Annotated in this window: 13 protein-coding genes; 4 read left to right on the top strand and 9 right to left on the bottom strand. The window is 77.3% G+C overall.

The window, feature by feature from the left end; all coding sequences use genetic code 11:
* Positions 1–11: 11 nt before the first annotated feature.
* The 4 genes from ACFYT9_RS23815 to ACFYT9_RS23800 all read right to left on the bottom strand — a co-directional run bounded on the left by ACFYT9_RS23815 (position 12) and on the right by ACFYT9_RS23800 (position 3,567).
* Positions 12–179, bottom strand: a complete 168-nt coding sequence (locus ACFYT9_RS23815; protein ID WP_389166959.1) for a hypothetical protein — start codon at positions 177–179, stop codon at positions 12–14.
* Positions 180–240: 61 nt separating this feature from the next.
* On the bottom strand, positions 241–657 hold the full coding sequence (locus tag ACFYT9_RS23810; protein ID WP_389166956.1) for a hypothetical protein: 417 nt from the start codon (positions 655–657) through the stop codon (positions 241–243).
* 223 nt (positions 658–880) lie between these two features.
* Positions 881–3,046: a phage holin family protein gene (locus ACFYT9_RS23805; RefSeq protein WP_389166953.1), complete on the bottom strand. Its 2,166-nt coding sequence runs from the start codon at positions 3,044–3,046 to the stop codon at positions 881–883.
* Between the two features lie 116 nt (positions 3,047–3,162).
* Entirely contained in the window at positions 3,163–3,567 is a 405-nt protein-coding gene (locus ACFYT9_RS23800; RefSeq protein WP_376603788.1) for a hypothetical protein, read from the bottom strand.
* 90 nt (positions 3,568–3,657) lie between these two features.
* Here ACFYT9_RS23800 and ACFYT9_RS23795 point away from each other — a divergent pair, with 90 nt between their 5' ends.
* Both ACFYT9_RS23795 and ACFYT9_RS23790 read left to right on the top strand, forming a co-directional pair.
* Positions 3,658–4,437 (top strand): MBL fold metallo-hydrolase, encoded by a 780-nt coding sequence (locus ACFYT9_RS23795; protein ID WP_387280444.1) that lies wholly within the window; start codon positions 3,658–3,660, stop codon positions 4,435–4,437.
* Positions 4,434–5,093: a DedA family protein gene (locus ACFYT9_RS23790; RefSeq protein WP_387280442.1), complete on the top strand. Its 660-nt coding sequence runs from the start codon at positions 4,434–4,436 to the stop codon at positions 5,091–5,093. The genes ACFYT9_RS23795 and ACFYT9_RS23790 overlap by 4 nt, the downstream gene beginning before the upstream one ends.
* Here the strand turns inward: ACFYT9_RS23790 and ACFYT9_RS23785 are convergent.
* From ACFYT9_RS23785 to ACFYT9_RS23775, 3 genes are all read right to left on the bottom strand, one after another.
* Entirely contained in the window at positions 5,073–6,113 is a 1,041-nt protein-coding gene (locus tag ACFYT9_RS23785) for an MBL fold metallo-hydrolase (RefSeq protein ID WP_389166950.1), read from the bottom strand. The genes ACFYT9_RS23790 and ACFYT9_RS23785 overlap by 21 nt on opposite strands.
* On the bottom strand, positions 6,110–7,375 hold the full coding sequence (locus tag ACFYT9_RS23780; protein ID WP_389166947.1) for an aminotransferase class I/II-fold pyridoxal phosphate-dependent enzyme: 1,266 nt from the start codon (positions 7,373–7,375) through the stop codon (positions 6,110–6,112). The genes ACFYT9_RS23785 and ACFYT9_RS23780 overlap by 4 nt, the downstream gene beginning before the upstream one ends.
* Positions 7,376–7,456: 81 nt before the next feature.
* Positions 7,457–8,674 (bottom strand): sulfite oxidase, encoded by a 1,218-nt coding sequence (locus ACFYT9_RS23775; protein ID WP_389166945.1) that lies wholly within the window; start codon positions 8,672–8,674, stop codon positions 7,457–7,459.
* A 595-nt stretch (positions 8,675–9,269) separates the two neighbouring features.
* On the opposite strand from ACFYT9_RS23775, the gene ACFYT9_RS23770 reads away from it, so the two are divergent.
* Positions 9,270–10,106 (top strand): methyltransferase domain-containing protein, encoded by an 837-nt coding sequence (locus ACFYT9_RS23770; RefSeq protein WP_389166942.1) that lies wholly within the window; start codon positions 9,270–9,272, stop codon positions 10,104–10,106.
* A gap of 66 nt (positions 10,107–10,172) precedes the next feature.
* On the opposite strand, the gene ACFYT9_RS23765 is transcribed toward ACFYT9_RS23770, so the two are convergent.
* Positions 10,173–12,134: a DUF5107 domain-containing protein gene (locus ACFYT9_RS23765; RefSeq protein WP_389166940.1), complete on the bottom strand. Its 1,962-nt coding sequence runs from the start codon at positions 12,132–12,134 to the stop codon at positions 10,173–10,175.
* 159 nt (positions 12,135–12,293) lie between these two features.
* Here ACFYT9_RS23765 and ACFYT9_RS23760 point away from each other — a divergent pair, with 159 nt between their 5' ends.
* Positions 12,294–12,629, top strand: coding sequence for a DUF6204 family protein (locus tag ACFYT9_RS23760; RefSeq protein WP_376596964.1), 336 nt, complete (start codon positions 12,294–12,296; stop codon positions 12,627–12,629).
* Here ACFYT9_RS23760 and ACFYT9_RS23755 read toward each other — a convergent pair.
* Complete coding sequence (locus tag ACFYT9_RS23755; RefSeq protein WP_376596966.1) at positions 12,610–13,155, bottom strand: GNAT family N-acetyltransferase; 546 nt, start codon at positions 13,153–13,155, stop codon at positions 12,610–12,612. The genes ACFYT9_RS23760 and ACFYT9_RS23755 overlap by 20 nt on opposite strands.
* Positions 13,156–13,295: the final 140 nt, after the last annotated feature.

Here is a 13,295-nt window from a genome sequence, read left to right as displayed (position 1 = left end):
AGCCCTGCCGGTCAGCGCACCGGGGGCTCCCGGTGCGGGCGCGGTCCCGCCGGGGCGGGCGCGGGCTCGGCGGCCGGCGGGACCGGCGCCGGTTCGGAGGGGTGCTCGGCGGCCCTGCGGTCGCGCGCGGCCTCGGCGCGCAGCAGGGCCTGGAGGACGGCGTACGGGTCTGACTTCATGGCGGTGCTCCTCGCGGGTGCGGGGTGGGTGGGTGGAATGGGGCTGCTGCGGCGGGGCCGGTCAGCAGCGCATCACCACGCGCCGGTGCGAGAGCGGGCGAGGAGCGGGGACGGAGGCGGGGGCGGCGCGCCGGGGGGCCCGGCGGGCGGCGCGGGGGTGCGGGGGCGCCGGGACGGGGCGGACGCGGGTCCTGCGGTGCCGGGTGCGGCCGGGGAGGCCGGCCTCGGCGGGACCCGGTTCGTACGTCTCGCCGACGGGGTCCGGGACGGCGGGCGCGCCGGCCGGCCGGGGTTCGGCGACGGAGCCGGGCAGGGCGGCGGCGGTGCGGGGCGCGGCCAGGGCGACGAGGGCGACGAGGGCGAGCAGTGCGCCGCAGACCGGGACGAGCAGCCGCCGGACGCGTGCCGGACGGCCCGCCGGGGTGGCGGGCTCGTGGTGCGGCCGGGCCGGGTGGGCCGGCCGGGATGCGGGGCTCACGGTGATCCGTACTGCCCCGCCGGGCCCGCCGACGCTCCGCCCGGGCGGGAGATCCGCCCTCCTGGACTACGCCTCCGGGCCCTGATTCACCGCGTCGGCGGCGCCCGCCCCCGGTGGCGGCGGCGCGCCCGCGACCGGCCGTCCAGGCGTACACGAGGGCACCGCGCGCCTGCACCTCGCGGTGACCGGACCATGAGGCGCCGGCGGCGAGCACCTGCCCGAATCAGTGCTTCCGCGTGTCCGGCACGACCGGCCCCTCCACCGGAAGGGCTGATCCCGCTTCCGTTCCGGGCGCGGAGCTCTCCCGGGTCGCGGCCGGGCGCTCCAGCGGCACCTGCGGCCCGTCGACCTCCCGCAGCCAGCGGCGCAGCACCCGGTGGACCCGCTCCGCGCCCACCAGTTCCCCGCCCTCCGCGACCGGGGGCGACAGCTCCGGCGGCGAGAGCAGGAAGGGACGCGACTGCTCCCCGCCCAGGCCGCCGTGCGAGCCGATCTGCTCCTCGAAGGCGTGCACCGTGCCGGCCGCCGGGTCGTACATCGAGTTGACCATCACGTCGGCGACGTGCGGGAAGCCGTCGGTGCGCCGGACCGCCTCGGCCGCGCCCCGGCCGAACACCGCCAGCGGCCCGTCGTCGGCCAGCTCCGCCACCGGCACCTCCACCCCGTCCCCGGCCAGCACCACCGAGCCGTGCTCGGCGCTCGCCACCAGCAGGAAGCCGATCCCCGGATGCTGCGCGAGGGTCCGCAGCAGCGCCGGGTGACGCCGGTCGATCTCCTCCTTCGTCATCCGGTGCGGCACGTCGGGGAAGGAGATCAGGCCCAGGTTCCCCGAGGCGAGGACGACCGGCTCCGACCGGCGGGCCGGCAGCTCGCGCTCGGCCTCCTCACCCGTCTCCACCGGCCGGTGCAGGGCGCTGCGCAGCGCGTCCCTGGCGGCGTCCCTCGCCTCCGCGCCGCTGCGGGTCCTGCCCACCCGGCGGGAGACCGGCAGCCCGCAGCCCGCCCGGACCAGGTCCTTCAGCGTCAGCCCGTACGCCCCCTCGAAGGTCTCCCCCGGGCTCTGCCCGTGGTCGGAGAGGAGCACGATCCGGTACGGCCGGGGGGCGTGCTCGGCGACCCGGGCGACGAGGGCGAGGGAGCGGTCGAGACGGCGCAGCACCTGGTCGGTGTCGCGGCCCTGCGGTCCCGAGTGGTGGGCCACCTCGTCGTACGCCACCAGGTCGGCGTAGACGGCGGTCCGGCCCGCGAGCATGTCGCCCATGACGGCGGCGACCACCACGTCCCGCTCGATCACCGTCGCGAAGGCGCGGACGAAGGGGTAGGTGCCGCCGCGCGGGATCCGGGGCCGGTCCCGGCGCAGCCGGGCCCGGATCGACTGCGCCACCTCGCGGACCACCTCGTTGACGAAGGAGCCGGCGGTGCGGACGGCGTTGGCCGGGTCGGAGAAGTACGCGAAGTAGCCGGCCCGCGAGCGGTTCCGGCGGCCACGGCGCGCCGCCACCGTCAGCACCAGCGCCACCTGGTCGGCGCCGCCGCTGAAGAGGTTGCCCCGGGAGGCGCCGTCCAGGCTGAGCAGCCCGCCGTCGCCGGTGCGGCGCACCGCCCGGCGCTGGAGCTCGACCGCGCTCGCCGGCCGGTTCGACACCATGAGGCGGCCGGTGTCCTTCTCGTACCAGCGGAAGGCCGGCACGTCCTCGTTGCTGCCGTGCAGGATGCCGAGCTGGCTGGCGCCGGTCTGGCTCGACCAGTCCGTCCGCCACGGCGTGAGGCGGTGCCCCGCCGCCAGCCAGCCGGCCACCGTCGGCATCACTCCGTCGGCGACGGCCGACCGCAGCACCTCGTGGCCGACGCCGTCGAGCTGGAGGAAGACCGTGCCGGGCGGGGGCTCCGGGACGGTCCGCGGGTCGCGGGGGCGGGTGCGGCCGGTCAGCCGGTAGAGCCGGCGGCGGTAGGCGTCGTCGTCCCGGACGGCGAGCGCGGTGGAGGTCGCGGAGGCGACGGCGGACATCACGGCGGCGACGACCACCGCGGTCTCCGGGTCGGCGGCTCCGCGCCCGTCGGGGATCAGCCAGAGCGCGACGAGCAGCAGCGAGCCGTTGAGGAAGAAGACCAGCAGCCCGAGGACGAGCGCGGGGACGAGGAGCAGCGCGCGGACCACCAGGGGCCAGACCAGCGCGGTGAGCAGGCCGAACGCGCCGGCCGCCGACGCGGCGGTCAGCGCCGTCCTGGTGAGGCTGTCGCCGTCGGCCGACTGCAGCTGGAAGTCGGGCAGCAGCCCCGCGAGCACGAGGAGCGTGCCCGTCGACACGGCCCACACCGTGAGCACCCGTACGCCTGCCCGCCCCGCCCTGCGCCAGCGGTCGGTGCCGCCCCTCAGCCCGTCGCCCACGCCGTCCGTCACCTTTCACCCAAACGTCCCCCTACCCTGACACACCTACCCACCGGGGGGCGCAGAGCACATCGGGGAAGGGCAAGAGGGTGCGGAGGGGACGCGGCGGAGCCGGGTCAGGTGCCGTCGTAGCCGGCGGTCGGCATCGAGAGCCGCCGGTGGACCGCGGCCTTGGCGGCGGAGTCGTAGGCGGGCGGCGCGGCGTCGGCCGTCTCCACCCGGACGCCCCGGCGGGCGCACTCCGCGCGGAAGCCGGGAACCGAGGTCAGGGCGCGGGCCAGGACGTGCTCGTTGGCGGCGACGAAGAGGTCGACCTCGCCGGAGTCCACGTCGGCCCAGAGCTCGTCGTGGTCGGGGCGCACGCCGTAGATGAGGAGCTGGCGGGCGAGGACGTACCCCCGCTCGACGGCCCAGCGGGCGCACACCGCGTGCTGGCCGCGCGTGTCGACGAGGAAGGGGTCGGAATCGAGTTCTTCGAGCGGGGTCAGGCTGGCGATCGCCGCGACCCGGACGTCGTTCATGCGCCGACCCTACTGCCCCGGGGTGCCGCACGGGAGGGCCGCCGGGCCTCTACTCTCGACAGGGAGCACGCGGGGCGACGGAAGGGCGGCATGCCGGTGGAGGTCACCTGGTGGGGGCACGCGACCTGCACGGTCGAGGACTCCGGGGTCCGGTTCCTCACGGACCCGCTCTTCGCCCGGCGCCTCGCGCACCTGCGCCGCCGCCGGGGCGCCCCGCCGCCGCCGGAGGCGGCCGTGGCCGAGGCGGTCCTCGTCTCGCACCTGCACTCCGACCATCTGCACCTGCCGTCGCTGGCCCGGCTCGCGCCGGGGACGCGGGTGCTGGTGCCGTCCGGCGCGCCCGACGCCGTGCCGGGGCTGCGCCGGCTGGCCGCGGCGGGGCTGCGGCTCACGGAGGTGGCGGCCGGGGACGAGGTGACGGTGGAGGGCGTGGCGGTACGGGCGGTGCCGGCGGCGCACGACGGCCGGCGGCTGCCGTTCGGCCCGCACCGCTCCCCCGCGCTCGGATACGTCATCGAGGGCGAGGCCCGCACGTACTTCGCCGGGGACACCGGGCTCTTCGACGACATGGCGGAAGCGGTCGGGCCGGTCGACGTGGCGCTGCTGCCGGTCGGCGGCTGGGGCCCGTACCTGGGGCACGGGCATCTGGACGCGGGACGGGCGGCGCAGGCGCTGGCGGCGCTGTCCCCGGCGGCGGCGGTGCCGGTGCACTACGGCACGTACTGGCCGATCGGTCTGGACGGCGTCCGGCCGCACGAGTTCCACGCTCCGGGCGACGAGTTCGTCCGGCACGCGGCCCGGCTGGCGCCGAAGGCGGTGGTGCACCGGCTGGCGCACGGCGAGCGGGTGCGGCCGGAGGTCGCCCGGTGACCGGTGCGCTGCTCGCCGCCGTGGGCGACCTTCCGCCGGAGTCGACGCAGCAGGCGGTCGGCTATCCGTCGCTGTTCCTCCTCGTGGCGCTGGGGGCGCTGGTGCCGGTGGTGCCGACGGGGGCGATCGTCAGCTCGGCGGCCGTGGTCGCCTTCCACCAGTCCTCGCCCTTCTCGCTGCTCGTCGTCTTCCTGCTGGCCTCGCTCGCCGCGTTCCTCGGCGATCTGGCGCTGTACTGGCTGGGGCAGCGGGGCGTGCGGTCGAGGAACGGTTCGCGGTGGCTGGCGGCGCTGCGCTCCCGGGTGACGCCGGACCGCCTGGCGCACGCGCAGGAGCGCCTCGACACCCATCAGGTGTCGGTGCTCGTGCTGTCCCGGCTGGTCCCGGCCGGCCGGATCCCGGTGATGCTGGCCTGTCTGCTCGCCCGCATGCCGCTGCGCCGCTTCGCGCGCGGGGACGCGGCGGCCTGTCTGGCCTGGGCGGCGACGTACCAGCTGATCGGCATCCTGGGCGGCTCGCTCTTTCCCGAGCCGTGGCAGGGCGTGGTGGCGGCGGTGGGCCTGACGCTGCTGATCAGCGCGGGTCCCGCGGTGTGGCGGCGGATCAGGGGCGACCGGGACGGCCGGGGGCGGGCGCTACGGCACGAGGACGCGTGAGCCGCCGACCGGGAGGTCCCACAGGTCCTCGCGGGACAGGCCGGCGCGTTCCCAGGCGGCCCTGACGCGGTCGAGGGGTTCGAGGACGGGCTCGGAGGAGAGGACGAAGGTGGCCCAGTGCATGGGGGCCATCCGGCGGGCGCCCAGGTCCTGGTGGGCCCTGACCGCCTCCTCCGGGTCGGTGTGGACGTCCCGCAGCCACCAGCGGGGCTCGTAGGCGCCGATGGGGAGGAGCGCCAGGTCGATGCCGGGGTGGCGGCGGCCGATCTCGGCGAACCAGTGGCCGTATCCGGTGTCCCCGGCGAAGTAGACCCGGTGGCCGGCGGGGTCGGTGAGCACCCAGCCGCCCCACAGGGAGCGGCAGGTGTCGAGGAGGGTCCGCTTGGACCAGTGGTGGGCGGGGACGAAGTCGAAGCGGACGCCGTCGAGTTCGGCCGCCTCCCACCAGTCGAGCTCGGTGACGCGGGTGAAGCCGCGGCGGCGGAACCAGCGGCCGAGGCCGGCGGGGACGAAGGCCGGGGTGGCGCGCGGGAGGCGGCGGAGGGTGGGGGCGTCGAGGTGGTCGAAGTGGTTGTGGCTGATGACCACCGCGTCGACCGGCGGCAGGTCCTCCCAGCGGACGCCGACCGGGGTGAGCCGGGCCGGGGTGCCGAGGATGCGGCGGGACCAGACCGGGTCGGTGAGGACGGTGAGGCCGCCGGCGCGGAGGATCCAGCTGGCGTGTCCGGCCCAGGTGACGGCTACGGTGCCGGGTCCCGCGGGCGGCAGCGGGCCGGGCTCGAAGGGCAGCCGGGGCACGTCCCGCAGACCCTCCGGCCGGGGGCGGACGGCGCCCTCGCGGGCGAGCCGGGCGAGGGCGCGGACGCCGGGGAGGGGTGCGGTGAGCCGGCCGGCGAAGGTGCGGGGCCAGTCCTCGCGGAGCCGGCCGAGCGGCTGGAGGACGGAGGTCGGGAGGGTGGCGGGCGCGGCCGGGCGCGGGGCCCGGGCGGCCGGGGCGGGGCGGGCCGTCCTCTCGGTCATCTGCGGGCTCCGTTCTGCGCGGTGGGATCGGCCAGGTCGTCGAGGACGGCGGCCAGCCCGTCCAGGGCCCGTACCGCCTGGGGCAGTTGCTCCGGCGTGCGGGAGGCGAGCGTCTCGGCGCGCTCGGGCGGGTCGGCGCCGAGCAGCGGTCCGGTGTCGAGGCGGACGCGGAGGGCGCCGAGTTCGTCGCCGAAGCGGTGGCCGCCGGGGACGGGCCGGCCGAGCCGGGCGGTGAGGTACTGCTCCAGTTCCAGGGAGTCGGTGACGCCGCGGGCGGCGAGGGCGGGGCGGAGCGGGCCGAGGTCGGCGTAGAGGTGGCGGCCGGCCTTCGGGGGCCTGGCGAGGGCGCCGGCGGCGAGGACGACGCGGTGTGCGGCGGCGGCGAGCCGGCCGTGGACGGCGGCGGCCCGCAGGGCGGGTACGGAGACGTCCTCGGGTTCGTCGAGGGCGTGGGCGGCGGCGGGGGCGACGGGCGCGGGGAGGACGGCGCCGAGCGCGGTGAGGACGTCGAGGGCGCGGGCCCTGGGGTCGCCGTAGCGGTCGGCGCGGGTGCGGCCGGTCGGCGGGAAGCGGGCGATCGCGCAGGGCCAGGAGGCGGGGACGAGGCCGCCGCCGGCGAGGTCGGCGAGGACGGTGACGTCGTCGGGGCACATCTCGGCGGGGCTGACGAGGACGGTGTCCCGGGGGTGGTGGAGGGTGTCGCGCCAGGTCTCGTCGCTGACGACGTGGAGCCCCTCCGCGACGGCGGCCTCGCAGCTCTCCCGGACGAGTTCGGGCGGGGGGACGGTGGCGGTGGGGTCGTCGGCGACGGAGAGGAGCAGCACGCGCGGGTCGCCGCCCTCGGCGCGGACCCGGCGGACGGTCTCCAGGAGCGCGTACGGGTCGGGGACGCCGCCGGCCTCGGCGGTGGTGGGCACGTGGTACGCGGGCCGGCCCAGGAGCCGGATCTGCGGGGTCCACCAGGCGGGGCTGGGCCGGGGCAGCAGGACGTCGCCTCCGTGGGCGGCGAGCAGGGCGAGGAGCAGGGCGGGGGCGCCGGGGGCGGCGAGGCCGTCCTCGGCGTGGCCGCGCAGCCCGCGGCGCCACCAGTAGCCGGCGGCGGCCTCGCGGAGGACGGGGCCGCCGCCGGGCGGTTCGGGGGAGGTCCGTCCGGCGGCCGCCGCGAGGAGGGCGGCGAGCCCCGGGGGGACGGGCCGGCCGCTCTCGGGCGCCGGAGGTCCGTAGCGCACCGGGCCGCGGCCTTCCGGAACCGTCTCCCGCATGTCCCGCACCTCCTGAGCGCGCGGGGCGCCGGGCACGGCGTCCCCGAGCCCTTTATACGAAGGTTCGGGCCGGTCCGCCGTTCAGACGACGGTGACCGGGTGACGGACGACCGCGTCGAAGAGGTAGCCCTGGGTGTTGTGCACGGCCCGGTCGGGCTGGGTGTTCCCGGCGGCGTCGGTGGTGCGGGAGAGCAGGGTGGCGGGCCCGGTGCGCCCGGGGCGCCACGGCGCCGACCAGCGGACCCAGGCGCCGCGCCGGGGCGCGTCGTGGAGGCGGGCGGGGCGCCAGGTGGCGCCGCCGTCGGCGGAGACGTCGACGGAGCGGACGGGCGCGTGGGCGGACCAGGCGCGGCCGGTGAGGCGGTGGACGCGGCCGGCCTCCAGGGTGGCGCCGAAGGGCAGCTGGTAGCCGGACTTGAGGGTCTGCCGGGTGATCGGGGCGCTGCCGCCGGGCGGGTGGGCCTCGCCCAGGAGCCGGTACCAGTCGGTCGACCAGGGGCTGGTGAGCGGGCGGGTGGAGACCTCGATGTCGCCGAGCCACTTGACGGAGGCGATGCCGACCCAGTTCGGCACGATGAGCCGGACGGGGTGCCCGTGGTCGTACGGGAGGGGCTCGCCGTTCATCTCGTACGCGAGGATCACGTCGTCCAGCGCCTTGGCGACGGGCAGCGGGCGGCGGACCCGGCCGTAGTCGGTGCCGCCCGAGATGTACGGGTCGTCGAGGCCGCGCGGCAGCAGGTCGACGGCGTCGCGGGCGAGTCCGGCGCGCCGCAGCACCTCGCCGAGGCGGACCCCGCGCCAGCGGGCGGCGCCGACGGCGCCGAGGGTCCAGGCGGTGCCGGAGACGGACTGGCCCTGCTGGGTGGCGTAGAGGCTGCGGCCGTTCCCGGCGCACTCGACGAGAGCCGTCCGGGTGACGGAGGGCAGGTCGCGGAGGCGTCCGTAGGTGAGGTGGACGGGGCTGCGGCCGTGGAGGCCGTCGCCCCAGAGGGTGAGCCTCCAGTCCCGGGCGTCGAGGACCGGGGTGGAGGTGTGGTTGCGGACGAAGAAGCGGTCGGCCGGGGTGAGGAGGCCGGTGTCGCCGAGGGCGTCGAAGCGGGCTTCGGCGTTGGTGCCCCGGACGGTGAAGTACGCGTCGGGCAGCGGTTTCACGATGCCGGGGGCGGCGAGGGGCGCGGCGGGGCCCGCGGGGGTGGCGGCGGCCCGGGCGGCGGCGAGTCCGCCGAGCGCGGCGGCGGCCGGTCCGGCGGCGAGGGCCTTCAGGAGCGTACGGCGGACGGGCACGGGCGGATGCGGCACGGGTCTCCTCGGCACGGGTCACGGGTCGGGCCACCGGCGGCGGCGGGCCGATCGTAGGGGTGCGCGGGGCGGCGGGACCCGGTTCCCGGACGCCTGTTCATGAGGCTGTCACAGGAGGGGACGGGGGGGGGACGCGGTCGGCGGCGGGCGCTGCGGGCGGCGCACGGCCGGGGCGCGTCGGGGCGGGGGTGTGGTGGAGGTGGGGGTGCGGTGGAGGCGGGGGGCCGGTCGGGGCCGGGGCCTGAGGTGGCAGCGGCGACGCCTGCGGTGGCGGTGGTGGCATGGGGTTGCGGTGGCGGCCCGGTTCTCCCCCCACGGGCCGGGCCGCCTCCGCGTGGGTACGCGCCCCCCGTCGCGCGTTCCCTCCGGGGGAAAGATATAGAAGTCGCTTCTAGAAACCAACTCCAATCCCCATTCTCGGCACCAAGGGAGCGCCACCCGGCCCGCACCCGCCAACCCCGAACTCCGCTGCCCGAGCCGCCCGTTCGGCCCACCCGGCCATCACCACCCCTGTCCACATCGCAAGACGGGAGTCTCACGATGCGGCGCGAGCCTCTACCGTGGAGCCACACACCACACCGAGGGAGTCGGTTCGATGACGCACGCCTCCGAGCAGCCCCGGGTCCACGAGACCGCCGTCTACACCCATGGCCACCACGAGTCGGTGCTCCGCTCGCACACCTGGCGCACCGCCGCCAACTCCGCGGCCTACCTGCTGGGCGAGGTGCGCCCGGGGCTCGACGTGCTGGACGTCGGCTGCGGCCCCGGCACCATCACGGCCGACCTGGCCGCGCTGGTCGCCCCGGGACGGGTCACCGCCGTCGACGCCGCCGAGGACGTGCTGACGAAGGCCCGCGCGACCGCCGCCGAACGCGGCCTGGAGAACGTGGAGTTCGCGGTCGCCGACGTCCACGCCCTGGACTTCCCCGACGACTCCTTCGACATCGTCCACGCCCACCAGGTGCTCCAGCACGTCGGCGACCCGGTCCAGGCCCTGCGCGAGATGCGGCGCGTCTGCCGGCCGGGCGGGATCGTGGCGGCCCGCGACAGCGACTACGGCGCCTTCGCCTGGTACCCCGAACGGCCCGCCCTGGACGCCTGGCTGGACCTGTACCACCGGGTGGCGCGCGCCAACGGCGGCGAACCGGACGCCGGGCGGCGGCTGTTCGCCTGGGCCCGGCAGGCCGGCTTCACCGAGATCACCACCACGGCGGGCACCTGGTGCTTCGCCACCCCCGACGAGCGGGCCTGGTGGAGCGGCCTGTGGGCGGACCGCACGACCTCCTCCTCCTACGCGGACCTGGCGGTCGAGGGCGGCCACGCCACCCGCGCAGAACTGGCGGGGATCCAGGCGGCGTGGCGCGAGTGGGGCACGCGCGAGGACGCCTGGTTCATGGTCCCGCACGGCGAGATCCTCTGCCGCGTATCCTGAGCCCCGGCCAGGGGCGTCCCGGCTCTCGCTCCGCGAACCCGGTCCGGTCCGCTCCGCATGCCGCCCCTACGGGCGCATGCGGAACTCGTAGGCCGCCGGGAGCGGTTCGTCGGTGATCCGGGCCCAGAGCTCGCCCAGGATCTCGGCGCCCTCCCTCAGGTCCGGGACCTCGAAACCGGTGTCGAAGACGGCCCGCGCCTCGGCCGGGCGCCCTTCGGCGAGGAGCAGCCGGACCTCCAGGAGCCGGAAGGCGCCCCTCGCCCGCACCTCTTCCGGCAGCGCCCGCCACAGCGTGCGGGCACGCTCGGGCCGGCCGGCCGCCAGCTGGGCGTCGACGGCCTCGCGGGCGAGCGCGGCGGCGGCGGTGACGGCGGCCGGTCCGTCGAGCGTCCCGTCCAGTTCCCCGGACGCCTCGGCGAAGCGGTGGGCGGCCCGCTCCGGATGCCCCTCCTCGCGGTCGGCGACGGCGAGGCAGTACAGCAGCGGCCAGCGGACCGCCGCCCCGGCCAGGCCCCGCTCCCAGCTGCGTACCGCCTGGGCCCGGTCGCCCGCGTGCCACTGGGCGATGCCGAGGTGGTACTCGGTGGACGGATCGGCGGGGGCGGTCTCCAGCATGTCCCGCCATGCCTGGCCGACCTGCGGCGGAAGCGGTACGGCGCCCTTCGCGGGCGGCGGCAGGACGCCGGTGCTCAGCAGGGCGCGCCAGGGTTCCTGCGCGGCGCCGAGGGTGGACTCCGGGAAGGGGGTGCCGGGCAGGGCGTGACCGGCGCGCAGCACTTCCAGGGCGCCCCAGCCGGAGCCGGCCGCCAGGACCGCGTCGGGTGCCGGGTCGGTGTCGGCGGCCCGCTCGCGCCAGGCGGTGTGGGCGGCGTCGACGGCGGTACGGGGCAGGGCCAGGTCGAGGCTCCGCTCGGCCTCGGCGCGGGCCGCCGCCCAGTCGGCGCCCAGCGCGGTGGCGGGATCGGCGGCCAGCGGCCCGTACGCCTCCAGCCAGGTCAGCTCGAACTCGGGGGCGAGTTCGAGGTGTTCGAGCTGGGTGCGGGCGAGTCCGGCCTGGATCTCGGCGTAGCCGTCGGTGCCGGGGGCGGTGAGCCATTCCTGCCAGCGGCGGCCGCCGGGGCCCGTGCCCCAGACGAAGAGCTTGCGGCCGCGCAGGACGTCGGTGGAGGTCTGGACGAGGCCGGTGCCGTCCTCGTCGAGGGCGGCGATCCAGCGCCGGCCGCCGTCCGGGAGGTCGTAGAACCAGTCGCCGGCGTGGGTGCTGTGGCGCGGCCGGGAGCGGTCGGTGCCGTCCGGCCCGGCCGGCACGGGCACCTCGGTGAGCCCGCGCTCGTAGCCGTGGTGCCAGGCGGTGTCGGCGGGGGCCAGGACCCTGCGGTGCTCGGGGACGGCGGTGTTCGACCACCAGTAGACGGGCGCGGGCCGCTCGTGCGGGTTGCGGACGCGGACGCCGACGAGGAGGAAGTCGGAGTCCTCGGGCAGCCACAGGTCGACCTGGAACGGCAGGTCGCGCAGGCGCTCCCACTCCCAGAGGCGGAGCATCGGGGTGCCGTCCGGCGCGGGGACGGTCGCCGCGTGCAGCGGGGCGCAGGAAAGGGTGGTGTGGCCGGTGGCGCCGGTGTTCCACTCGATGCCGCCGGAGAACCAGGCGCCGTTGAGGGCGAAGGCGGCGGGCTGGAGGACGGGGTTGCGGTAGACGAGTTCGCGGCCGGTGGGCTTGTGGTGGAGGGAGTGGATCCGGCCGCCGAGCCCGGGCAGCACGGTGACGCGCAGCCGGTCGTTCTCCAGGACGAGGGCGTCGAGGGCGGTGTCCTCGCGCTCCCGGCCGTAGCCGTCGCGGACCGGCGCGGGCAGCAGGCTGCGCAGCGGCGCCCGGCCGATGCCCCGCGCCATCTCGCGCGGCAGCGCCGCGAGTTCGGCGGCGCCCAGGGCGTGCGCCGGGCCGGGGGTGCGGAGGGCGGGCAGCGGGTTGTCCGGGCCGAGCGGGGCCGCGGGGAGGGTGAGCACGGCACGTCGTACGGTCGTCATCCGCCCATGGAACACGGCGGGGACCGCCCTGACCAGAGGGCGTGTGACCAGGGGTTCCGCCGCCGCGTAAAGCGCGTGCGGCGGGTGCCGGGCCGTGCCTAGGGTGGAGGGTCGTCCGCCGTCGGGGCGGGCACCGGGAGCACCACGGGAGTACGAGAGATGGGCACGCCACACACCTACCGGGTCATCGTGCGGGGCACCTTCGACGGGCTGGCGCCCGAGAGCCGGGAGCGGCTCCTCGCCGAGGTGGAGGAGCACGGCCTGGCGTCGATGCGGTTCACCGAGGAGGGGTCGCTCAGCTACGACCGGACGCTCAAGCACTTCTCGTACCGGCTGGTCGTCACGTCGGACGCCGAGGACGGCGACGAGATGGCCGGCGCGCTCGCCGAGGAGCGGGTGGAGGCGGCCCTGGGCGCCCTCGGCCACGGATACACGGGGCTGAAGTCGACCGTGACCGACCTCGACACCATGAAGATCAACCGCAAGGGTCGGTGATCGCCCACCGCTCGTGGTCCCGCCACGCCCCGTCGATCAGCAGCATCGCCGGGGAGAAACCCTCCAGGCGGAAGCCGGCGCGGCGGACCAGGGCGCGCGAAGGGGCGTTGCCCGGCTGGATGTTGGCCTCCAGCCGGTGCAGACCCATCGGCCCGAAGGCGTGCGCCAGGAGCAGGCCGAGCGCCTCGCCCATCAGGCCGCGCCCGGCGGCGTGCGCGAAGGCGCCATAGCCGAGGGCGCCGCTGCGGAAGGCGCCGCGGACGATGTTGTTGATGGTGAGGAAGCCCGCGATGCCGCCGCCCGCCTCCCGCTCGCAGACGAGGAAGCCGGCCCGCTCCGGCTCCTCGATCAGCGCCCCCGCGTAGGCGGCGTACCGCTCGGCCGTACGGGGCGGGAAGAGCCACGGCCGGTGCAGCTCCGCACTCTCCTCGGCCCGGGCGGTGAACTCCTCCCCGTCGCCGAGCGTGAACGGCCGCAGCCCCACGCGGGGTCCGGCCGTGAGGTACGGATCGAGATCATCGGGCATGCGCCCAGGCTAGCCCGCACTGCGGCCGGACCGGAGACGGTCCCGGCGTGCGGGGCGCCGCCCCACGGCCGGGGCCGGGCACGGACCGGAAGCCGTCACGGGCTCGCGGCCGGGGCCGGACGCGGACCGGAAGCGGTCGC

The sequence above is a fragment of the Streptomyces sp. NPDC004435 genome, assembly GCF_042873895.1.
GTDB lineage: Bacteria > Actinomycetota > Actinomycetes > Streptomycetales > Streptomycetaceae > Streptomyces.
The sequence above is the reverse complement of the archived record's forward strand: the minus strand, read 5'-3'. Positions and strand labels throughout refer to the sequence as shown.